A 20,096-nucleotide genomic window follows, 5' to 3' on the forward strand; every position below is an offset into this window, starting at 1 on the left:
TTTCCGGGCCCGCTCGATGTCACCCCCGGCCCCCCGGAGAGGTAGGGTCGGAAGCGGTCGGGGACATCCCATACATCTCGCCGGCGTCGAAACCCGGCGTACCAACGAGGAGATCGGTTTCGTGACGATCCGCGTAGGCATCAACGGCTTCGGCCGCATCGGGCGCAACTACTTCCGGGCGCTGCTGGAGCAGGGTGCGGACATCGAGATCGTGGCTGTCAACGACCTGGGTGACACTGCGACCACGGCACACCTTCTGAAGTACGACACCATTCTCGGCCGCCTCAAGGCCGAGGTGTCGCACACGGCGGACACCATCACCGTCGACGACCACACCATCAAGGTCCTGTCCGAGCGCAACCCGGCGGACATTCCGTGGGGCGACCTGGGCGTCGACATCGTGATCGAGTCCACCGGCATCTTCACCAAGAAGGCGGATGCCGAGAAGCACCTCGCCGGTGGTGCGAAGAAGGTCCTCATCTCGGCCCCGGCCAAAAACGAGGACATCACCATCGTGATGGGCGTCAACCAGGACAAGTACGACGCCGCCAACCACCACGTGATCTCCAACGCCTCCTGCACCACCAACTGTGTGGCGCCGATGGCCAAGGTTCTCGACGAGAACTTCGGCATCGTCAAGGGCCTGATGACGACGGTGCACGCGTACACCAACGACCAGCGCATCCTGGACTTCCCGCACTCCGACCTGCGTCGCGCCCGCGCCGCCGCGGAGAACATCATCCCGACCACCACGGGTGCCGCCAAGGCCACCGCACTGGTCCTCCCGCAGCTCAAGGGCAAGCTCGACGGCATCGCGATGCGCGTCCCGGTCCCGACCGGCTCGGTCACCGACCTGGTCATCACGCTGGAGCGCGAGGTCACCAAGGACGAGATCAACGCGGCCTTCCAGAAGGCTGCCGAGGGCGAGCTCAAGGGAATCGTCGAGTACACGGCCGACCCGATCGTGTCCTCCGACATCGTCAACGAGCCCGCTTCCTGCACGTTCGACTCGTCGCTGACCATGGCCGAGGGCAACCAGGTCAAGGTCATCGGCTGGTACGACAACGAGTGGGGCTACTCGAACCGCCTCGTCGACCTCACGGTCTTCGTCGGCAGCCAGCTCTGATCCGTACGGCAGGCACCTCGATGTGAGTGACAGGGCTCGGGCAGCGCAACGCGGCGCTGCCCGGGCCTTGTCGCGTGTCTTGTCTCCCAAGGAGTCCAGTAACAGATGAAGACGATCGACGAACTTCTCGCCGACGGGGTCGCGGGCAAGCGGGTATTCGTCCGCGCCGACCTCAACGTGCCGCTCGAAGGCGCCACCATCACCGACGACGGCCGTATCCGCGCCGTCCAGCCGACGATCGAGAAGCTCGCCGCCGCGGGCGCCCGGGTCGTCGTGGCCTCGCACCTGGGCCGCCCGAAGGGCGCCCCGGACCCGGCCTTCTCGCTGGCCCCGGCCGCCACGCGCCTCGGTGAACTCCTCAAGACCGAGGTCGCCTTCGCGACCGACACGGTCGGCGAGTCCGCCCAGGCCGTGGTCGCGGGCCTCTCCGACGGCGAGGTCGCCGTCATCGAGAACCTCCGCTTCAACGCCGGCGAGACCTCGAAGGACGATGCCGAGCGCGGCGCCTTCGCGGACCAGCTGGCGCAGCTCGCCGACGTGTACGTCGGCGACGGCTTCGGCGCCGTGCACCGCAAGCACGCGTCGGTCTTCGACCTCCCGGCCCGCCTTCCGCACGTCGCGGGCGGCCTCATCGCCACCGAGGTCGGCGTCCTGAAGAAGCTCACCGAAAACGTCGAGCGGCCGTACGTCGTGGTCCTCGGCGGCGCCAAGGTCTCCGACAAGCTCGGCGTGATCGACCACCTGCTGGAAAAGGCCGACCGCATCCTGGTCGGCGGCGGCATGGCGTACACCTTCCTCAAGGCCCAGGGCCACGAGGTCGGCATCTCGCTGCTCCAGGAGGACCAGGTCCCGACGGTCCTGGACTACCTGAAGCGCGCCAAGGAAAAGGGCGTGGAGTTCGTGCTCCCCGTCGACGTCCTGGTCTCGGCGGACTTCCCCGACCTCAAGACGAAGGCTCCGGCCAACCCCACGACGGTCGCCGCGGACGCCATCCCGGCCGACCAGGAGGGTCTGGACATCGGTCCCGAGACCCGCAAGCTGTACGCATCGAAGCTCGCCGACGCGGCCACCGTCTTCTGGAACGGTCCGATGGGCGTCTTCGAGCACCCCGACTACGCCGAGGGCACCAAGGCGGTTGCCCAGGCCCTCGTCGGCAGCCCGGCCTTCACGGTGGTCGGTGGTGGCGATTCCGCCGCCGCCGTCCGCATCCTGGGCTTCGACGAGAACGCATTCGGCCACATCTCGACCGGTGGCGGCGCCAGCCTCGAATACCTCGAGGGCAAGACGCTTCCCGGCCTCGCCGCACTGGAGGACTGACCCTCAATGACTGCTCCCACCCAAGAGCGCACCCCGCTGATGGCGGGCAACTGGAAGATGAACCTCAACCACCTCGAGGCCATCGCGCACGTCCAGAAGCTCTCCTTCGCTCTCGCCGACAAGGACTACGACTTCGTCGAGGTCGCGGTCCTGCCCCCGTTCACGGACCTGCGGTCCGTGCAGACGCTGGTGGACGGCGACAAGCTCAAGATCAAGTACGGCGCCCAGGACATCTCGGCGCACGACTCCGGCGCGTACACCGGTGAGATCTCCGGCGCGATGCTCGCCAAGCTCAAGTGCACGTACGTCGCCGTCGGACACTCCGAGCGCCGGCAGTACCACAACGAGAGCGACGAGCTCTGCAACGCCAAGGTGAAGGCCGCGTACGAGCACGGCCTGACCCCGATCCTGTGCGTAGGCGAGGGCCTGGAGATCCGCAAGGCGGGCAACCAGGTCGCCCACACGCTCGCGCAGCTCGACGGCGGCCTGAAGGACGTCCCGGCCGAGCAGGCCGAGTCCATCGTGATCGCGTACGAGCCGGTGTGGGCCATCGGCACCGGCGAGGTCGCCACCCCCGAGGACGCGCAGGAGGTCTGCGGGGCGATCCGCGGGCGTCTCGCGGAGCTGTACTCGCAGGAGCTGGCCGACAAGGTCCGCATCCAGTACGGCGGCTCGGTCAAGTCCGGGAACGTCGCCGCGATCATGGCGCAGCCGGATGTCGACGGTGCCCTGGTGGGCGGCGCGGCGCTGGACGCAGACGAGTTCGTCAAGATCGTCCGGTTCCGCGACCAGTGAGTAGGCCGTAGGGCCGATCCGTCGTACCCTGGCGGGGGCCGTGGTGGCTGCGCAGCAGCCGTCCGGCCCCCGTTGTCCGTCTCCGAAGTCCGAAGTCCGAGGAAGTTGGTCCAGCCGTGGTTATGGGGTTCTCGATCGCCCTGATCGTCTTCAGCCTGCTGCTGATGCTGCTGGTTCTGATGCACAAGGGGAAGGGCGGCGGTCTCTCCGACATGTTCGGTGGCGGCATGCAGTCCTCCGTCGGTGGGTCCTCGGTCGCCGAGCGCAACCTCGACCGCATCACGGTGGTAATCGGTCTGTTGTGGTTTGCCTGCATTGTCGTTCTTGCGTTGCTGATGAAGCTGGACAGCTGACCCGTCGTCCGGTACTGAGGCGGGTACGCGGCCTATCATGGAGCCCGGCGGCTCGCGTTCGCGGGGCGGGGGTGCAACTCCGGCCACTGGACGCGCGTTGGGCCCTCCGTAGACTGGGGCGCTCGCAGCTGAGCTGTTCGACGACTCCGCGGCGGTAGCCGCTGATTGATGCAGTGCAGCACCATCACGCAGGGAGTTACGACCGTGGCAAGTGGCAACGCGATCCGGGGAAGCCGGGTCGGAGCGGGGCCGATGGGTGAGGCTGAGCGCGGCGAGTCCGCGCCCCGTCTCCGCATCTCCTTCTGGTGCTCGAACGGGCACGAGACGCAGCCGAGCTTCGCCAGTGACGCTCAGGTCCCGGACAACTGGGACTGCCCGCGCTGCGGGTTCCCGGCCGGACAGGACCGGGACAATCCGCCGGCTCCGCCGCGCACCGAACCGTACAAAACGCACCTGGCGTACGTACGGGAACGGCGCAGCGACGCGGACGGCGAGGCGATTCTCGCCGAGGCGCTCGCGAAACTGCGGGGCGAAATCTAGGAATTGCGGTCCGGCCGGACGCCTTCGGGTGTCCGGCCGGACCCCTTTCGCCGGCCTTCCCCTTTCACCGGCACCCCCGGGCAGATTGTCAGTGGTGCCCTCTACGGTTCTTGAAACACAGGACCGGAAGGGGGAGTTGTGACGACGAGCGAGGCCGCGGCGGCGAAACCAGCTGCGACGGAGGTACGGACTCCGGCCTGGCGCGGGGGGTTCGGCCGGCTGTGGACGGCGGCTGTCGTCTCGAAGTTCGGCGACTCGCTGCGCACGGCCGCGATGCCGCTGCTGGCCGCCTCGCTGACGTCCGACCCCGTGTTGGTGGCGCTGGTGACGGCGTGCGGCTATCTGCCGTGGCTGCTGTTCGGGCTGCTGGGAGGGGCGATCGCCGACCGGGTGGACCAGCGGCGGGCGATGTGGGCCGTGGATCTGGTGCGGGCCGCCCTGATGGCCGCCTTCGCGATGGCGGTCGCCCTCGGTCACGCCTCGATGGCGCTGCTCATCGCCCTCGCCTTCGCGCTCACCACGCTCCAGACACTCTTCGACAACGCGGCTACGGCCCTGCTGCCCTCGGTAGTGCCCAAGGCCGCGCTGGGCAGTGCCAACGCCCGGCTGCTGACCGGGCAGCAGATCGCGGGCGGCTTCCTGGCCGCCCCGCTGGTGCCGCTGCTGCTGCTGGCGGGAGCGGCCGTGCCGTACGCCGCGGACGCCGCGACGTACGCCCTCGGAGCGGTGCTGATCGCCTCCCTGCGGGTCGAGGCCACCCCGCGGCCGCCGAGACCAGCCGGCAGCACGCTGCGCGGCGACATCGCGCAGGGGCTGCGGGCGCTGTGGCGGGACCGCGTACTGCGTGGGCTCTGCGTCGCCACCACGCTGTGCAACATCGGCATGGCCGCGCTCATCGCCACCCTGGTTCTCCATGTCACCGGCTGGCTCGACGGCGGGCAGGGCGGTTACGCGGCGGCCATCACGGCGTACGGCGTGGGCAGTGTGGCGGGCGGGCTGCTGGCCGGCCGGCTCTCCGCGCGGATCGGCCGGGTGAACAGTGTGTTCGCCGCCGGAGTCGTGCAGATCGGCTGCCTGACGGCGATGGGACTGGTCCGGGAGTTGTGGGTAACCGTCATGGCGATGGCGCTGTTCGGACTCATGGGGCTGGTGTGGAACACCCATCAGGTGACGCTGATGCAGGAGCGCAGCCCCGAAGCCATGCGGGGAAGGATCGGTTCGGCCTTCCGTACGCTCGCGACCGCCGGCGCACCGCTCGGCGCGCTGCTGGGCGGCGCGGCAGCGGCGACCTGGGGACTGAACACACCGGCCCTGCTGGCGGCGGCGCTCTTCGCGGCGGCCATAGCATCGCTGGCCGCTCTGATCAATTAGGTTGGAGCTGCCAGGGGGCATTGCACGCAGGTACGAGAAGAAGTGGACTGATGTCCGGATGAACGCAGAAAGCCGTACCAGGCTCAACCAGACGCCCGAGTGGGCCGCTCTCGCGAAGCACCGCGAGCAGCTCGGCCGGACGCATCTGCGAGAACTGTTCGCCGCCGATCCGGAGCGAGGCACCGGGTACACGCTCGAGGTGGGCGACCTCCATCTCGACTACTCCAAGCACCTGGTGACGGACGAGACACTGGGGCTGCTGCGCGAACTGGCCGGTGCCGCCGGGGTCGCGGAGCTGCGGGACGCGATGTTCCGCGGCGAGAAGATCAACACCACCGAGGACCGCGCGGTGCTGCACACCGCACTGCGCGCCCCGCGTGACGCCGTGGTCGAGGTCGACGGAGAGAACATCGTCCCGGCCGTGCACGAGGTGCTCGACAAGATGGCCGCGTTCGCCGACCGGATCAGGTCCGGGGAGTGGACCGGCCACACCGGCAAGCGCATCAAGAACATCGTCAACGTCGGCATCGGAGGCTCGGACCTCGGGCCCGCCATGGCGTACGAGGCGCTGCGCTCCTTCACCGACCGCGACCTCACGGTCCGTTTCGTGTCGAACGTCGACGGCGCCGATCTGCACGAGGCCGTACGGGACCTGGACGCGGCCGAGACGCTGTTCATCATCGCGTCCAAGACCTTCACCACGATCGAGACCATCACCAACGCCACATCGGCGCGCGACTGGCTGCTGACGAACCTGCGGGCGGACAGCGACGCCGTCGCGAAGCACTTCGTGGCACTGTCCACCAACGCGGAGAAGGTCGCCGGCTTCGGCATCGACACGGCCAACATGTTCGAGTTCTGGGACTGGGTCGGCGGGCGATACTCGATGGACTCGGCCATCGGTCTGTCTCTGACGATCGCCATCGGTCCGGACCGCTTCCGCGAGATGCTCGACGGCTTCCACCTCGTCGACGAGCACTTCCGCACCGCGCCCGCCGAGGAGAACGCGCCGCTGCTGCTCGGACTCCTGGGCCTCTGGTACGGGGCGTTCTTCGACGCGCAGGCGCACGCGGTCCTCCCGTACAGCCACTACTTGTCGAAGTTCACGGCGTACCTCCAGCAGCTGGACATGGAGTCCAACGGCAAGTCCGTGGACCGCGAGGGCAACCCGGTCGACTGGCAGACGGGGCCCGTGGTGTGGGGCACGCCGGGCACCAACGGGCAGCACGCGTACTACCAGTTGCTGCACCAGGGCACCAAGATGATCCCGGCGGACTTCATCGGCTTCGCCAGGCCGGTCGCCGACCTCCTGCCGGGTCTGAAGGCCCAGCACGACCTGCTCATGGCGAACTTCTTCGCCCAGACGCAGGCGCTTGCCTTCGGCAAGACGCCCGACGAAGTGCGGGCGGAAGGGGTCGCCGAGGAGCTGGTGCCGCACAAGACGTTCCGCGGCAACCACCCGACGACGACGATCCTCGCGGACGAGTTGACGCCGTCGGTGCTGGGGCAGCTGATCGCGCTGTACGAGCACAAGGTGTTCGTCCAGGGAGCCGTCTGGAACATTGACTCGTTCGACCAGTGGGGCGTCGAGCTCGGCAAGGTGCTCGCGAAGAAGATCGAGCCGGTGCTGACCGGGACGGTGACATCAGCCGCTACCGCGGCGGGGGGCGGCGAGCAGCTGGACAGCTCGACGGCGGCACTCGCCGCCAGGTACCGCACGCTGCGCGGTCGCTGACCGCCGGACGGGGAGGCAGGCCGATGACCGGGGGGACCGTGCGGCTCAGGCCGCCGAACAACACGCTCGACCGGCGGGTCATCGGCTGGTGGCGGAGCCAGTGCCTGCTGCTGACCGTGGTGCCGGTGGCCGTACTGGCCGTGCTGGGCGCGCTCCTCGCGCCCGCACGGCCGTGGCTGCTGGCCGCCTCGGCCGTGGTCGCGGTGTCCGGCGCGGCCGTCACGGTGTTCCTGCCCCTGTGGTGGTTCCGGGTGCACCGCTGGGAGGTCACGGACGACGCGGTGTACGTCCGTACCGGCTTCTTCCGGCAGGAGTGGCGGATCGCTCCGATGTCGAGGATCCAGACCGTGGACACCGTACGAGGGCCGCTGGAGCAGGCGTACCGGCTCGCCACGGTCATCGTCACCACCGCGTCCTCCAAGGGCGCGGTGAAGATCGAGGGGCTCGACCACGAACTCGCCTCGGAGCTCGCCGAGCGGCTGACCCGGATCACGCGGGACACGCCCGGGGACGCGACGTGAGTGCCCTGGGGAGCGGCTCGGGGGACGAGGGCGGACCGCCCGCGGGAGACGACGGCTGGCTGCGGCTCGCCCCGCGCACCGTCCTGGTCGCCGCGCTGGTCATGGCGGGCATCGCGGCGGGCGCGGGGGCGCCCGCCTTCATCGGGCTCGCGGGCGGCCGGCCGGTGGGGCAGGCGTTCGCCTGGGTGCTGTCCGCGGCCGTGCTGCTGGTCGCGGGCGGCACGGCGTTCGACTACGTGCGGTGGCGCAGGACGCGCTACCGCATAGGCGCCGACCGCGCCGAACTCCACACGGGCCTGCTGCTGGTCAAGCGCCGCTCACTGGCACGCGAGCGCATCCGCAGCGTCGACCTGACGGCGAGCGTGCTGCTGCGGGTCCTCGGGCTGGTGAAGGTCCGCATAGGTACGGGCGAGAACACCGGTGGCGGCGAGTCCACCCTCGAACTCGACCCCGTCACGCGCGAAGAGGGCGAACGGCTGCGCCGGGAACTGCTGGACCGCGGACCGGTCACCGCAGGGCCCGGCAGCCGGCACGAGGGCGAACTGGCGGTCCTGGACCCCGCCTGGATCCGGTACGCGCCGGTGTCCTTCGTCGCCCCGGCGCTCGGTGGGGCGGCGGCGGGCGGACTGATGCAGGTCAGTGAATGGTTCGGTGTGCAGGGGGAGTTGATCGCCTGGGTGCGGGACCGGTTCCGGGACACGCCGGTCCTGTGGACCGTCGTGGTGCTCGTCGTGGGGGCGTGCGCGGCGGGCGTGGTGGGGGCGCTCGGCCTGTGGGTCGAGATGTGGTGGAACTACCGGCTGGAGCGGGAGCCGGGGGGCACGCTGCGGGTCCGCCGTGGCCTGTTCACCACGCGGTCGATCTCCATCGAGGAGCGCAGGCTGCGCGGTGTGGAGCTGGTCGAGCCGCTCGGCGTACGGACGCTGGGAGCGGCGCGGTTGGACGCGGTCGCCACCGGACTGGCATCGGACGAGGACAGCCGGCACGCCGATCACAAGACACTGCTTCCGGTCGCGCCCCGGGCCACGGCGGAGGAGGTGGCGGCCTACGTTCTGCGCGAGGCCGCCTCGCCGACAAGTACGGCCCGCCTCACGACGCATCCGCCGGCCGCCCGCGCACGGCGGCTTCGGTGGGCGGTGGGGGCGGTGTTGCTCACGGTGCTCGTCCTCGCTTTCCTCGGGGCGCTGCTGACCGACGTTCTGCTGTACGTCGCCGGGGTGTGCGGGGTGGTGCTGCTGCCGGTGGCGTTGGGCTTGGGGCGGGACGCGTACCGGAGTCTGGGGCACGGGGTGTGCGGTGACTATCTGGTGGCGCGGTCGGGGACGGTGCGGCGTACGACGGTGGCGTTGCAGCGCGGCGGGGTGATCGGGTGGACGGTCAAGCAGTCCGTGTTCCAGCGCCGGGCCGGGCTGGTCACCCTCACCGCGACCACTGCGGCCGGGGAAGGCGCCTACTCGGTGTACGACGCTGCCGAGAGCGAGGGGCTGGGCTTCGCGGAGGAGGCGGTGCCGGGGTTGCTGGCGCCGTTTCTTGAGCGGGGGGAGTAGCGGGGCGCGGGTGCGGTGCTCGCGGGGTGCCGCTGCGCGGGGCCTTCCCCCCGCCCCTTCTCGGACCGGGGCGCTGCCCCGGACCACGGTCCGCAGACGCCGGACGGGTTTGGTGGGTGGGCTCGGTACGTCGAGGCAGAGGGGATGCTGGGCGGCTGCTGTTCAGGCTGCCGTGCTCAGCGTGTCTGTCGGGCGGCGGTGCGTTGCCCGGGTGGCGGGCAGGGCGGAGGCTGCGACCGCTCCCAGGACCGCGGCCGCCACGACTCCCAGCAGGACGAGCGCGTGTGGGGCCTGGGCGATGCCCGCGCCGATGCCGCTCGACCGGCCCTGCGCGTCGATCAGGCTGCCGCCGACCACTACGCCCAGCGCCGTACCCGCTGTCGCGGCGGCCAGTGCCGTGAGGGCTGCGGACGTCACGATCACCGACGTGACCTGGCGCGGGGTCAGGCCCATCGCCTTCAGCGCGAGCAGATCCCGCTCGCGCTCGCGCACGCTCGCACCGATCATGGTCAGCAGTTCCGTCAGGCCGATCAGAGCCAGTACCGCGACCAGGCCCATGACCAGCCCGCGGGCGGGCGCCAGTCCGTCGGCCGGGCCCGTGGCTCTGCCGACCTCCAGCCGGCCGTCGAGGGCGGCCGCCAGTTCGGTGCCCACCGAGCCGGCATGGGCGTCCGGGCGCAGGCGCAGCTGATAGAAGGCCGGTTCCAGGATCGGATCGCGCTCGCGGAGCGTGTCCAGGTCGGTGGTGACGACGCGGCCCGCGTTCTCCGGCTCGATCACGCGCCCGACGATGTGCAGTATCTGCGGACGGCCGCCGACCGTCATCCGCACCCAGTCGCCGACCTCGATGTCCAGATGATCGAGCAGCCCCTGGCCCGCCACCGCCTCGTCGGGTCCTTGCGGCGCGCGGCCCTCGGCCGGTGCGAAGGGGTACGGGTGCTCCCGGGCGCCGAGGCCGCGCAGGGCTATCGTGCCCGTCTGGCCGGGAACGAGCGCCGCGACCTCCACGCCCGGGTGGACGGCGGCCACCTGCGGGTGCGCGTCCAACACGGTCCGTACCTCGCGGTCCTTCAGGCCGTCCGCGGCCCGAGCGGTCAGCTCCCCGGCCGGACCGCTGGGCCCCGCCCGGTTCTGGAAGCTGTCCAGCGTGGACCAGGCGCCCAGCGCGACCGTGATCAGCAGGACCGGCAGGGCCAGCCGGGCGATGGAGGACAGTGAGCGGGCCCGGCGGCCGAACGCGTTGTGCCAGCCGAGCACCAGCGCGGGCGCGACCCTCAGCCCGAGCGCGCCCCGCGCCACCGCCGGCATCCGGCCCCCCAGGGGAGCGGCGGCCCGCAGCGCCGGTACGGGCGGTACGCGCCCCGCCCGCCACGCGGCGAGCCCGGTGGCCGCACCGATGAAAAGGACGGTGGAGAGGGGCAGGGCGACCAGTACGGCGGTGTGGCCCGGGAGGTCCTGCCACACCCCGACCGCTTCGCCGATCCGACCCGGTGTCCGGGCGCCCAGCGTCTCCACGAGCGCCGTTCCCAGAACGACACCGCACACCGCGAACGCGAGGTGCTGGGCCAGGAAGACGCGTACCACCTGCCCGGGAGTGAAGCCGATGGCCTTCAGGACGGCGATGTCCCGCAGATGGCCGCGCACCCTGGTGCTGATCGCGCCGGTGACCGCCAGCGCGGCCGCCAGCAGGGCGCCCAGCCCGAAGACGCCCAGGAGCAGGCCGAGCAGCCGGCTGTCGCTCTGTGCCTCGGCGCGGGCCTGATGCCAGTTCGACACCTCGGTGACCTCGTCGGCGCCGAGTGAGGTGACCGCCCGCTGTACGGCGAAGTCCGTGTCGGCGGGGTGATCGAGCCGCACGCCGACGACCTGCCCGGTGCGCTCGTCCGGCGCGCCGGTGAGCGCGGGTTCGCCGGGCAGCACCCAGCCGGTGCCGGGCCGGTCTCCCGGCCGGTACGGCGACTCGGCGCTGTCGGCCACGCCGAGGACGGTGAGCCGACGTACGGACGCCCCGTCGGCGCCGGGCACCGACAGGCTGTCCCCGGGTCCCGCCCACAGGGCGCGCGCCAGGCTGCTCTCCAGCACGATGCCGCCGGCCGCGCCCGCGTCGAGCCAGCGCCCGGCCGTGATCAGGGGGCGGCCCGTCTCCGAGCGGTCCGGGGCGGCGCCGCGCAGTTCGACGGCGGCCTCGGCGCCCTGCGACCGTACGGTCGTACGGGCTGTCCGGTACGGACCGGAGAGCGCCTCGACACCGTCGAGCCGGGCCAGTCCCGCCGTTTCGGCGGACGGACTGGTGTGGATCCACACATGCGCGCCGCGGGACTCGTTGAACACCCGCTGCCAGGGGTTGGCGGCGTAACTGAGGAGCGCGCCGGCCAGCAGCAGCGAGACCATGATCCCGGCGGTTGCGAGAACGATGAAGAGCGCCTCGCCGCGGTGCGTGCGCAGATCCGCGTGAGCCCAGCGCAGGGTGGCCCGCACCGCTGTCAGTCCTTCAGCTCGAGGACGCTCGAAACGCCGCGGCCGGTGGTCCCGGAGCCGAGTGCGGCGTCGTCGGCCACGCGTCCGTCGAAGAAGCTGATGACCCGGTCCGCCGCGCTGGCCAGCCGGTGGTCGTGGGTGACCAGCAGGATGGCCTGGCCGCGCTGGTGGAAGCGGGACAGCAGCCGCATCACCTCGCGCGTGCCCTTGCTGTCCAGACTGCCGGTGGGCTCGTCGGCCAGCAGCAGACCGGGGTGGTTGACCAGGGCGCGCGCCAGGGCCACGCGCTGCTGTTCGCCGCCGGACAGCTCGCCCGGCAGGCTGCGCTCCTTGCCTTCGAGGCCCAGCTCGGTCAGCAGCTTCTCGCGCTCGGTACGGGCCTGACGCGCGTTGCTCCCGGCGAGCAGCGCCGGCAGCTCGATGTTGTCGGCGACCGTCAGGTTCGACACGAGGTTGAAGAACTGGAAGACCACGCCGATACGGCGGCGGCGCAGTACGGCCCAGCGAGCCTCGCTGCAGGAGTCGACGCGCGCGCCGTCCAGCCAGATGCTGCCGCTGTCCGGTCGCTGGAGTCCTCCGAGCAGATGCAGCAGGGTGGACTTCCCCGCGCCCGACGGGCCGGTGACCGCGACGAACTCGCCGGGGCGGATCGTGAGATCGACGCCGCGCACGGCGTGGGCGCCTTCGCCGCGGTAGGTCTTGACGAGTCCTTCGGCGCGCAGCAGGGGAGGCACGACGGGGGGCGTGCCGGAGGGCGTGCCGGAAGCCGCGACGGGAAGTGCTTCGTCGCTCATTCCAGCTCCTCCTGACAGCGTTCCAGCCAGTCGAGGTCGGCCTGCAGGTGCAGCATCGCGCCCTCGATCAGCAACTGGGAGATCCGGTTGTCCCGGTCTTCGGCCGCGGCGAGTTTCGACAGATCCCGCAGGGTGTTGAGGTACTGACGCCGCTGTTTGTTGATCAGAGTGATCTGGTCGGCCATGCCGGACGCCGGTGCGAGGGCGAGCTTCATGAAGAACTCGTCCCGTACGCGCGGCTCGTCGGTCGGGTCCTCGAACCAGACATGCAGAGCTTCCCGCCCGGCATCGGTCAGCCGGTAGATCTTCTTGTTGGGCCGGTTCGACTGGGCGATTTCCTCGCCCTCGATCAGGCCGGACTTCTCGAGCCGGCCGAGAGTCACATAGATCTGGCCGACGTTCGGCTGAGGGTACGCGGCACCCAGCAGTTGCTCAAGCCCCTGCTTCAGCTCGTATCCGTGGGCGGGCCCCCGGGCGAGGAGGGCGAGAAGGGGCAGGCGCACGCGTGCTCTCCTCCTCCCCGTTCCGTACGTCTCGCGTACCTGCTCGTCGTGGGCCGGGCCCGACCGCCGTCGGAGTGTGGCCCGTATCGCCCTGGTGTGATGCGTCGGGCTCTAGTATCGCCCATGCCTAACGGGTATACATGGCCCCTGACGCCACTCGAGGACGAATGACGCCGGTGCACAAGGAGCGAACCTATGCGGTGGATACGAGCCGCCGGTAGGGGTCTTCTGGCCGTCGCCGTGATCACGGCCGGTTACGCGGGTGGCGGCGCGCGCGCCGAAGGGCCGCCGGGAGACCGGGACGGACGCGGGCCCATGACGCTGGCCACGGCCGGCGATCTCACCGGCTACCTCGGTCCGCTGCTGGACGGATGGAACCGTACGCATCCGGACGAAAAGGTCACCCTCGTCGAGTTGCCGGACTCGGCCGACGAGACGCGGGCGCAGATGATCACCGAACTGCGCGCCGGCAGCGGCCGGTTCGACGTGCTCAACATCGACGTCGCCTGGACCTCGGAGTTCGCGGCCGCGGGCTGGATCGCCCCGGTCGAGCGCGACCGTTTCCCGCTCGACACCTTCCTGCCCCCGGTGGTGGACACGGCGACCTTCGACGGGCGGCTGTATGCCGTCCCTTATGTCACGAATGCCGGGCTGCTCTACTACCGCAAGGACCTCCTGCGGCGCGAGGGCGAACGGCCGCCGCGCACCTGGGCGGATCTGGAGCGGCAGGCGCGGGCGATCGCCCCGAAGTACGGAATCGGCGGGTACGCCGGGCAGTTCCTGCCGTACGAGGGGCTTGCCGTCAATGTCACCGAGGCGGTGCATTCGGCAGGCGGATCGTTCCTGCGTGACGAGGGCGAGCGGGTCACCGTGGACTCGGCCGCCGCCCGTGCCGGGCTGGGCTTCCTCGCCCGGGGAGTGCGGGACGGCTGGATTCCGCAGGAGTCGCTGCGCTTCAAGGAGGAGGAGTCGCGGCAGGCCTTCCAGGACGGCCGGCTCCTCTTCCTGCGCAACTGGCCGTACGTCCACTCCGCGGCCGGCGGCAAGGACTCCGACGTCGCCGGGAAGTTCGGCGTGACGCCGCTGCCGGGGCCCGACGGCCCGGGTGCGAGCGTGCTGGGCGGCTCCAATCTCGCGGTCAACGCCCACTCCCGGCACCAGGAGTCGGCCGCCGCGCTCATGGCGTACCTGACCAGCGAACCCGTGCAGCGCAAGGTGCTCACCGAGGGCTCGCTGCCGCCGGTACGGGCCGCCCTGTACGCCGATCCGCAGCTCGTCCGCGCGTACCCGTACCTGCCGACGCTGCGCCGGAGCGTGCTCGCGGCCGAACCCCGGCCCAAGAGCCCGCGCTACGACCAGGTGAGCCTGGCGGTGCAGGCGGTGGCGTACGACGCCTTGGCGCTGCGCCAGACCCCGGAGCAGGCCGTGGACCGGCTGGCGCGGGAGCTGCGGGCCGTGGCCCGCCGAGGCTGAGAGCCCTTCCACCACTCATCTAGTTACATGTTAGGTATCTGAGCCGTCTCGATTTCTTGGACATAAACGTACAACTCCGGGCAGCTTTCTGTCTCATCGTTGACACTCTCTCGTCACACCTACTTAACATGCATCCATAACGGGAGGCCGCTCTGGGCGCTCCCGCACGCACAAGTAGGAACAGGTCAACGGGTGATGCTCACTGCCCCGGCCGACAACGGCCTCCCCCTTCGCATCGCGCACCACTGGTGGCGGGATGCGGTGATCTACCAGGTGTATGTCCGCAGCTTCCTGGACAGCACCGGCGACGGCATCGGTGACCTGGCCGGCGTACGGGCGGGGCTGCCGTACCTCAAGAAGCTCGGCGTCGACGGCATCTGGCTGAGCCCGTTCTACCCCTCGCCGCAGCACGACCACGGCTACGACGTCGCCGACTACTGCGACGTCGACCCGGTCTTCGGAGACCTCGCCGAGTTCGACCTGCTGGTGACCGCCGCCCGGCGGCTCGGCGTCAAGGTCCTGCTGGACATCGTCCCCAACCACTGCTCCAGCGAGCACGTCTGGTTCCGCGAGGCACTGGCCGCCGCCCCCGGCAGCGCGGCCCGCGCCCGCTTCCACTTCGCCGACGGCAGGGGAGCGGACGGCGACGAGCCGCCCAACAACTGGCGCGCGATGTTCGGGGGCCCCGCCTGGTCGCGGATCACGGAGGAGGACGGCACGCCCGGCCAGTGGTACCTCCACATGTTCACCCCCGAGCAGCCCGACCTGAACTGGCGCAACCCCGAGGTCGGCGCCCACTTCGAGCACGTACTGCGCTTCTGGCTGGACCGGGGTGTCGACGGCTTCCGCATCGACGTGGCGGCGGGGCTCTTCAAGCACCCCGACCTCCCCGACTCCCCGGACCCCGAGGCCGACGAGCGGACCCGTGACTCCGTCAACCCGCTCGCGTGGAACCAGCCCGAGGTGCACGACGTGTGGCGCCACTGGCGCGGGCTCTGCGAGGAGTACGCGGCGAAGGACGGCAGGGACCGGCTGCTGGTGGGCGAGGTCTCCGTGCCCACGCCGCGCGAACACGCGCTGTACGTACGCCCCGACGAGCTGCACCAGGCGTTCTTCTTCGACCTGCTCGGCGCCCCCTGGGACGCCGACGCGTTCCAGAAGATCATCTCCGGCGCGATGCAGGACATCGCCGGCACCGGTTCCACCGTCACCTGGGTCCTCAACAACCACGACCAGGTACGCACCGTCACCCGCTACGGCGAGTCCGCCGCCGATGGCAGCGGCCTCGGCTCGGCGCGCGCCCGGGCCGCCGCGCTGTTGATGATGGCGCTGCCCGGATCGGCGTACATCTACCAGGGCGAGGAGCTGGGGCTGCCCGAGGTCGTGGACCTGCCCGACGATGTCCTCACCGACCCCATATTCCGCCGTACGGGCAGCCGCAAGCGCATCCGTGACGGATGCCGGGTCCCGCTCCCGTGGTCCGGGCACGCCTCCCCGTTCGGCTTCACCTCGGGCGCGGAGGGAGCCAGGCCCTGGCTGCCGCAGCCGGAGTGGTTCGCCGAGCACGCCACGGACCGGGCGCTGGCCGACACCCGGTCGTTCTGGCACCTCTACCGCGACGGACTGCAACTGCGGCGCGGGCTGCCGCAGTTGGGCGAGGGCGGCCTGCGCTGGCTGGAGAGCCCGCCCCAGGTGCTCGCCTTCGTCAGGGGCGACGGCCTGGTGTGCGCGGTCAACTTCGGCACCGGCCCCGTACCCGCCCCGGTCGCCGGCACCCCGCTCCTGGCCAGCGGCCCCTGCGTCAACGGGGTCCTGCCCGGCTCCACCGCCGCCTGGTGGATCAGCGACAGCACCACCCTGTGACCCCTCCCTTTCCACCCCTTTGGAAGGAACAGCCATGATGAGACTGAAGCGACGGACTGTGGCAGCCTGCTCCTCGGCGCTCGCCCTCGCCCTCGGCGCCACCGCGTGCGGTGGCGGTGATGTCGCCCCCGCCGGCAGCGGCGGCCAGAACCTCGACGGCAGCAAGGTGGCCGTCGCCGGTGTCTGGTCCGGCACGGAACAGAAGAACTTCCGCAAGGTGCTCGACGCCTTCTCCGAGAAGACCGGCGCCAAGGTCGAGTTCATCTCCACCGGCGACAACGTCTCCACCGTCGTCGGCAGCAAGATCGAGGGCGGCAACGCCCCCGACGTGGTGATGGTGCCTCAGGTCGGCGTACTGAAGCAGTTCGCCCGGAAGGGATGGCTCCAGCCGCTCGGCAAGAAGACCGAGCAGACGGTCACCGGAAACTTCGCCCCGGTCTGGAAGAACTACGGCACCGTCGACGGCCAGTTCTACGGCCTCTACTTCAAGGCCGCCCACAAGTCGACGGTCTGGTACAGCCCGGACGCTCTCGACCAGGCCGGCGTCAAGCCGCCGAAGACGTACGCCGAGCTGCTGAAGAGCTCCGCGACCGTCGCCGACTCCGGACTGCCGGCCTTCGCGGTCGCCGGAGAGGACGGCTGGACGCTCACCGACTGGTTCGAGAACATCTACCTCTCCCAGGCGGGACCCGAGAAGTACGACCGGCTCGCCTCCCACAAGCTGCCATGGACCGACGCGAGCGTCGTCAAGGCGCTCACCACCCTGGGCGAGCTGTTCTCCGGCAAGGACCTCGTCGCGGGCGGCCGGCCGGGCGCGCTGAGCACCGACTTCCCCAGCTCCGTCGGGCAGGTCTTCGGCGCCGACCCCGAGGCCGCGATGGTCTTCGAGGGCGACTTCGTCGGCTCCATAGCCAAGGAGGAGCACGGCCGGAAGGTCGGCGAGGACGCGACCTTCTTCCCCTTCCCGGCCGTGGACGGCGGCAAGGCGCCGGTGGTCAGCGGCGGAGACGCGGCGGTGGTCCTGAAGGACGGCCGCAACCGCAAGGCCGCCATGGCCCTCATGGACTACCTCGCCACCCCCGAGGCCGCCGAAGTCTGGGCAGCCGAGGGCGGTTTCCTCTCGCCCAACAAGAAGGTGGACCCCTCCGCGTACGGCGACGACACCGCGCGCAGCATCGCGAAGTCGCTCGTCGACGCCGGTGACACTGTCCGCTTCGACATGTCCGACCAGGCCCCCGCGGCCTTCGGCGGCACCAAGGGCATGGGCGAGTGGAAGATCCTCCAGGACTTCCTGCGCGACCCCTCCGACCCGAAGGGCACCGCGGCCGCGCTCGAAGCCGCGGCGGCCAAGGCCTTCAAGAACTGAGGGCGACAGCCATGACCGCCCTCACCAGCCCCTCGCCGGCCACCGCCCGCCCGTCACCAGCCGGTCCGCCGCCCGCCGGTCCCCGGCGCAGCGCCACCAGGCGCCGGTGGTTCGTCGCCGCGGTGTTCGCCCTCCCCGCCCTGCTGCTGCTCGGCGTACTGGTCGTCTACCCGATGCTGTTCTCCGTAGGACGCAGCTTCTTCGACGCCACGGGCACCCGCTTCGTCGGCGGCGACAACTACACCGAGATGTTCCGCGACCCGGCCACGCTCAAGGCCATCCGCAACAGCACCCTGTGGGTGGTCATCGCGCCCACGCTGCTGACCGGACTCGGGCTGATCCTCGCCGTACTCACCGAGAAGGTCCGCTGGGCCACCGCCTTCAAGCTGCTGCTCTTCCTGCCCATGGCGGTCTCCTTTCTCGCCGCGGGCATCATCTTCCGGCTCGCGTACGAGGAGGACCCCGACCGGGGTGTGCTCAACGCGGTGGCGGTGGGCGTACACGACACGTTCCAGGACGCCTCCTCCTACCCCACTGCCCGCGCACGCGACGGCCAGGGGCTCGCGAAGGCAGGTGACGGTTCCTTCCGTACGACCGACGAGACGCGTCCGGGGGACACCGTCACCCTCGGACTGGTCGGCGTACGACCGGACGAGCTGCCCGCTGGGGCCGTACCCGCCGGGCGCGCGGCGACGGCCGAAGCTGCGCCGGACGAGGTGCGTGGTGTCGTCTACCTCGACTTCACCCCCGGCGGGGGCGGCGAGCAGGGGAAGGTCGACCCGAAGGAGCGCGGACTGCCGCGGATGACGGTCGAGGCGGTGCAGGGCGACAAGGTGGCCGCGCGGGCCACGACCGCGTCGGACGGCTCGTTCCGCTTCCCGGACCTGGCAGCGGGTTCGTACGAAGTACGGCTGCCCGCACAGAACTTCGCTCCGCCGTACGAGGGCATCTCCTGGCTGGGCCCCGCCCTGGTGACGCCGGCCATCATCGGCGCGTACCTCTGGATCTGGACCGGCTTCGCGATGGTGCTCATCGGCGCCGGGCTCTCCGCCCTGCCCCGGGAGACCCTGGAGGCGGCCCGGATGGACGGCGCGAACGAGTGGCAGATCTTCCGCAGGATCACCGTGCCGCTGCTCGCCCCGGTGCTGACCGTGGTCTTCGTGACCCTCGTGATCAACGTGATGAAGGTCTTCGACCTCGTCTACATCATCGCGCCGGGACCGGTGCAGGAGGAGGCCACCGTACTGGCCACCCAGATGTGGCTGGTGTCCTTCGGCGGCGGCCAGGACCAGGGGCTCGGCAGCGCGCTCGGTGTGCTCCTGCTGGCGCTCGTCGTGCCCGCCATGCTCTTCAACGTCCGCCGCTTCCGCAGGAGTCAGTCATGAGTGTCGTCACTGACAAGCGCCAGGCCTGGCCCGCGCGGCTGACCCGCAGACTCAGCAGCGGAGTCGTCCAGGCGGTGCTGGTCGTCGTGGGGCTGATCTGGATCACACCGCTGGCCGGGCTCTTCCTGTCCTCGCTGCGCTCCGAGCGGGACAACGCGGGCAGCGGCTGGTGGACCGCGCTGACCGGCCCGGGACAGCTCTCGTTCGACAACTACAGCACGCTGCTGGCCGATACGGGCATCACGCAGGCGTTCTGGAACACCGTGCTGATCTCGGTGCCCGCCACCACGCTGGTCGTCGTACTCTCCGCGCTGGCCGCGTACGCCTTCGCCTGGCTGGAGTTCCCCGGCCGTGACGCGCTCTTCCTGGTGGTCGTGGCGCTGCTCGTGGTGCCGGTCCAGGTCGGTCTGCTGCCGGTCGCCAAGCTGTTCGGACAGCTCGGGCTCTTCGGGACCATCCCTGGCGTCGTGCTGTTCCACGTCGCGTACGGGCTGCCGTTCGCCATCTTCCTGCTGCGCAACTACTTCGCGGAGATCCCGCGCGAGATGCTGGAGGCGGCGCGGATGGACGGCGGGAGCGAGTGGCGGATCTTCGCGCAGCTGGTGCTGCCCGTGGGGCGTCCCGCCCTCGCCAGCCTGGCCATCTTCCAGTTCCTGTGGGTCTGGAACGACATGCTGGTCGCCCTGCTCTTCGCGGACAGCGCCTCGCAGCCGCTCACGGTGGCACTCCAGTCCCAGATACGGCAGTTCGGCAGCAACATCGATGTGCTGGCGCCCGGCGCGTTCCTCTCCCTGGTCGTGCCGGTGGCCGTCTTCTTCGCCTTCCAGCGCCATTTCGTCCAGGGCGTCATGGCGGGCTCCGTCAAGTAACCGCGCGACATGACGAAGGCCCGGCCGCCGTGAGGCGGTCCGGGCCTTCGTCATGGGCAG

At 70.6% G+C, this 20,096-nt stretch carries 17 protein-coding genes; 14 read left to right on the plus strand and 3 right to left on the minus strand.

Going from position 1 to position 20,096, the window contains the following annotated elements:
- Positions 1 to 121: 121 nt before the first annotated feature.
- The 9 genes from gap to ACWIHY_RS19305 all read left to right on the plus strand — a co-directional run bounded on the left by gap (position 122) and on the right by ACWIHY_RS19305 (position 9,305).
- Complete coding sequence (gene gap / locus ACWIHY_RS19265) at positions 122 to 1,126, plus strand: type I glyceraldehyde-3-phosphate dehydrogenase (RefSeq protein WP_454376836.1); 1,005 nt, start codon at positions 122 to 124, stop codon at positions 1,124 to 1,126.
- Between the two features lie 105 nt (positions 1,127 to 1,231).
- Complete coding sequence (locus tag ACWIHY_RS19270; protein ID WP_454376837.1) at positions 1,232 to 2,443, plus strand: phosphoglycerate kinase; 1,212 nt, start codon at positions 1,232 to 1,234, stop codon at positions 2,441 to 2,443.
- A 6-nt stretch (positions 2,444 to 2,449) separates the two neighbouring features.
- Positions 2,450 to 3,238 carry a triose-phosphate isomerase gene (gene tpiA / locus ACWIHY_RS19275; RefSeq protein ID WP_454376838.1) on the plus strand — a complete coding sequence of 263 codons (789 nt, stop codon included), beginning with the start codon at positions 2,450 to 2,452 and terminating at the stop codon, positions 3,236 to 3,238.
- A 122-nt stretch (positions 3,239 to 3,360) separates the two neighbouring features.
- Positions 3,361 to 3,591 (plus strand): preprotein translocase subunit SecG, encoded by a 231-nt coding sequence (secG, locus tag ACWIHY_RS19280; protein ID WP_454376839.1) that lies wholly within the window; start codon positions 3,361 to 3,363, stop codon positions 3,589 to 3,591.
- A 204-nt stretch (positions 3,592 to 3,795) separates the two neighbouring features.
- Positions 3,796 to 4,131, plus strand: coding sequence for an RNA polymerase-binding protein RbpA (locus ACWIHY_RS19285; protein WP_073790820.1), 336 nt, complete (start codon positions 3,796 to 3,798; stop codon positions 4,129 to 4,131).
- A gap of 138 nt (positions 4,132 to 4,269) precedes the next feature.
- Positions 4,270 to 5,502 carry an MFS transporter gene (locus ACWIHY_RS19290; protein ID WP_454376840.1) on the plus strand — a complete coding sequence of 411 codons (1,233 nt, stop codon included), beginning with the start codon at positions 4,270 to 4,272 and terminating at the stop codon, positions 5,500 to 5,502.
- A gap of 58 nt (positions 5,503 to 5,560) precedes the next feature.
- Positions 5,561 to 7,237: a glucose-6-phosphate isomerase gene (gene pgi / locus ACWIHY_RS19295; RefSeq protein ID WP_454376841.1), complete on the plus strand. Its 1,677-nt coding sequence runs from the start codon at positions 5,561 to 5,563 to the stop codon at positions 7,235 to 7,237.
- A gap of 23 nt (positions 7,238 to 7,260) precedes the next feature.
- Positions 7,261 to 7,758 carry a PH domain-containing protein gene (locus tag ACWIHY_RS19300; protein ID WP_454376842.1) on the plus strand — a complete coding sequence of 166 codons (498 nt, stop codon included), beginning with the start codon at positions 7,261 to 7,263 and terminating at the stop codon, positions 7,756 to 7,758.
- Positions 7,755 to 9,305 carry a PH domain-containing protein gene (locus ACWIHY_RS19305; RefSeq protein ID WP_454376843.1) on the plus strand — a complete coding sequence of 517 codons (1,551 nt, stop codon included), beginning with the start codon at positions 7,755 to 7,757 and terminating at the stop codon, positions 9,303 to 9,305. The genes ACWIHY_RS19300 and ACWIHY_RS19305 overlap by 4 nt, the downstream gene beginning before the upstream one ends.
- Positions 9,306 to 9,467: 162 nt before the next feature.
- Here ACWIHY_RS19305 and ACWIHY_RS19310 read toward each other — a convergent pair whose 3' ends face one another.
- Genes ACWIHY_RS19310 through ACWIHY_RS19320 form a run of 3 tightly spaced genes read right to left on the minus strand, consistent with a single transcriptional unit; the run spans position 9,468 to position 13,080 of the window.
- Entirely contained in the window at positions 9,468 to 11,783 is a 2,316-nt protein-coding gene (locus ACWIHY_RS19310) for an FtsX-like permease family protein (protein ID WP_454376844.1), read from the minus strand.
- A gap of 5 nt (positions 11,784 to 11,788) precedes the next feature.
- The gene (locus ACWIHY_RS19315; protein ID WP_454376845.1) at positions 11,789 to 12,577 is read right to left on the minus strand and encodes an ABC transporter ATP-binding protein; all 789 of its coding nucleotides are present in this window, start codon (positions 12,575 to 12,577) and stop codon (positions 11,789 to 11,791) included.
- Positions 12,574 to 13,080 (minus strand): PadR family transcriptional regulator, encoded by a 507-nt coding sequence (locus ACWIHY_RS19320; RefSeq protein WP_454376846.1) that lies wholly within the window; start codon positions 13,078 to 13,080, stop codon positions 12,574 to 12,576. Before ACWIHY_RS19320 ends, ACWIHY_RS19315 begins: the two co-directional genes overlap by 4 nt.
- Before the next feature lie 195 nt (positions 13,081 to 13,275).
- On the opposite strand from ACWIHY_RS19320, the gene ACWIHY_RS19325 reads away from it, so the two are divergent.
- The 5 genes from ACWIHY_RS19325 to ACWIHY_RS19345 all read left to right on the plus strand — a co-directional run bounded on the left by ACWIHY_RS19325 (position 13,276) and on the right by ACWIHY_RS19345 (position 20,036).
- On the plus strand, positions 13,276 to 14,553 hold the full coding sequence (locus ACWIHY_RS19325) for an ABC transporter substrate-binding protein (RefSeq protein WP_454376847.1): 1,278 nt from the start codon (positions 13,276 to 13,278) through the stop codon (positions 14,551 to 14,553).
- Between the two features lie 195 nt (positions 14,554 to 14,748).
- Positions 14,749 to 16,416 (plus strand): glycoside hydrolase family 13 protein, encoded by a 1,668-nt coding sequence (locus ACWIHY_RS19330; RefSeq protein WP_454376848.1) that lies wholly within the window; start codon positions 14,749 to 14,751, stop codon positions 16,414 to 16,416.
- Between the two features lie 37 nt (positions 16,417 to 16,453).
- Positions 16,454 to 17,782 carry an ABC transporter substrate-binding protein gene (locus tag ACWIHY_RS19335; RefSeq protein WP_454376849.1) on the plus strand — a complete coding sequence of 443 codons (1,329 nt, stop codon included), beginning with the start codon at positions 16,454 to 16,456 and terminating at the stop codon, positions 17,780 to 17,782.
- 11 nt (positions 17,783 to 17,793) lie between these two features.
- Entirely contained in the window at positions 17,794 to 19,167 is a 1,374-nt protein-coding gene (locus ACWIHY_RS19340; protein WP_454376850.1) for an ABC transporter permease subunit, read from the plus strand.
- On the plus strand, positions 19,164 to 20,036 hold the full coding sequence (locus tag ACWIHY_RS19345) for a carbohydrate ABC transporter permease (RefSeq protein WP_454376851.1): 873 nt from the start codon (positions 19,164 to 19,166) through the stop codon (positions 20,034 to 20,036). The genes ACWIHY_RS19340 and ACWIHY_RS19345 overlap by 4 nt, the downstream gene beginning before the upstream one ends.
- Positions 20,037 to 20,096 lie beyond the last annotated feature (60 nt).

The organism is Streptomyces sp. NPDC055287, from assembly GCF_053646035.1.

Bases quoted from the DNA above. Each gene is read 5' to 3' on its own strand.
- ACWIHY_RS19270 (WP_454376837.1), top strand. From the start codon at position 1,232: ATGAAGACGATCGACGAACTTCTCGCCGACGGGGTCGCGGGCAAGCGG.
- tpiA (WP_454376838.1), top strand. From the start codon at position 2,450: ATGACTGCTCCCACCCAAGAGCGCACCCCGCTGATGGCGGGCAACTGG.
- secG (WP_454376839.1), top strand. From the start codon at position 3,361: ATGGGGTTCTCGATCGCCCTGATCGTCTTCAGCCTGCTGCTGATGCTG.
- pgi (WP_454376841.1), top strand. From the start codon at position 5,561: ATGAACGCAGAAAGCCGTACCAGGCTCAACCAGACGCCCGAGTGGGCC.
- ACWIHY_RS19300 (WP_454376842.1), top strand. From the start codon at position 7,261: ATGACCGGGGGGACCGTGCGGCTCAGGCCGCCGAACAACACGCTCGAC.
- ACWIHY_RS19315 (WP_454376845.1), bottom strand. From the start codon at position 12,577: ATGAGCGACGAAGCACTTCCCGTCGCGGCTTCCGGCACGCCCTCCGGC.
- ACWIHY_RS19325 (WP_454376847.1), top strand. From the start codon at position 13,276: ATGCGGTGGATACGAGCCGCCGGTAGGGGTCTTCTGGCCGTCGCCGTG.
- ACWIHY_RS19330 (WP_454376848.1), top strand. From the start codon at position 14,749: ATGCTCACTGCCCCGGCCGACAACGGCCTCCCCCTTCGCATCGCGCAC.
- ACWIHY_RS19335 (WP_454376849.1), top strand. From the start codon at position 16,454: ATGAGACTGAAGCGACGGACTGTGGCAGCCTGCTCCTCGGCGCTCGCC.
- ACWIHY_RS19340 (WP_454376850.1), top strand. From the start codon at position 17,794: ATGACCGCCCTCACCAGCCCCTCGCCGGCCACCGCCCGCCCGTCACCA.
- ACWIHY_RS19345 (WP_454376851.1), top strand. From the start codon at position 19,164: ATGAGTGTCGTCACTGACAAGCGCCAGGCCTGGCCCGCGCGGCTGACC.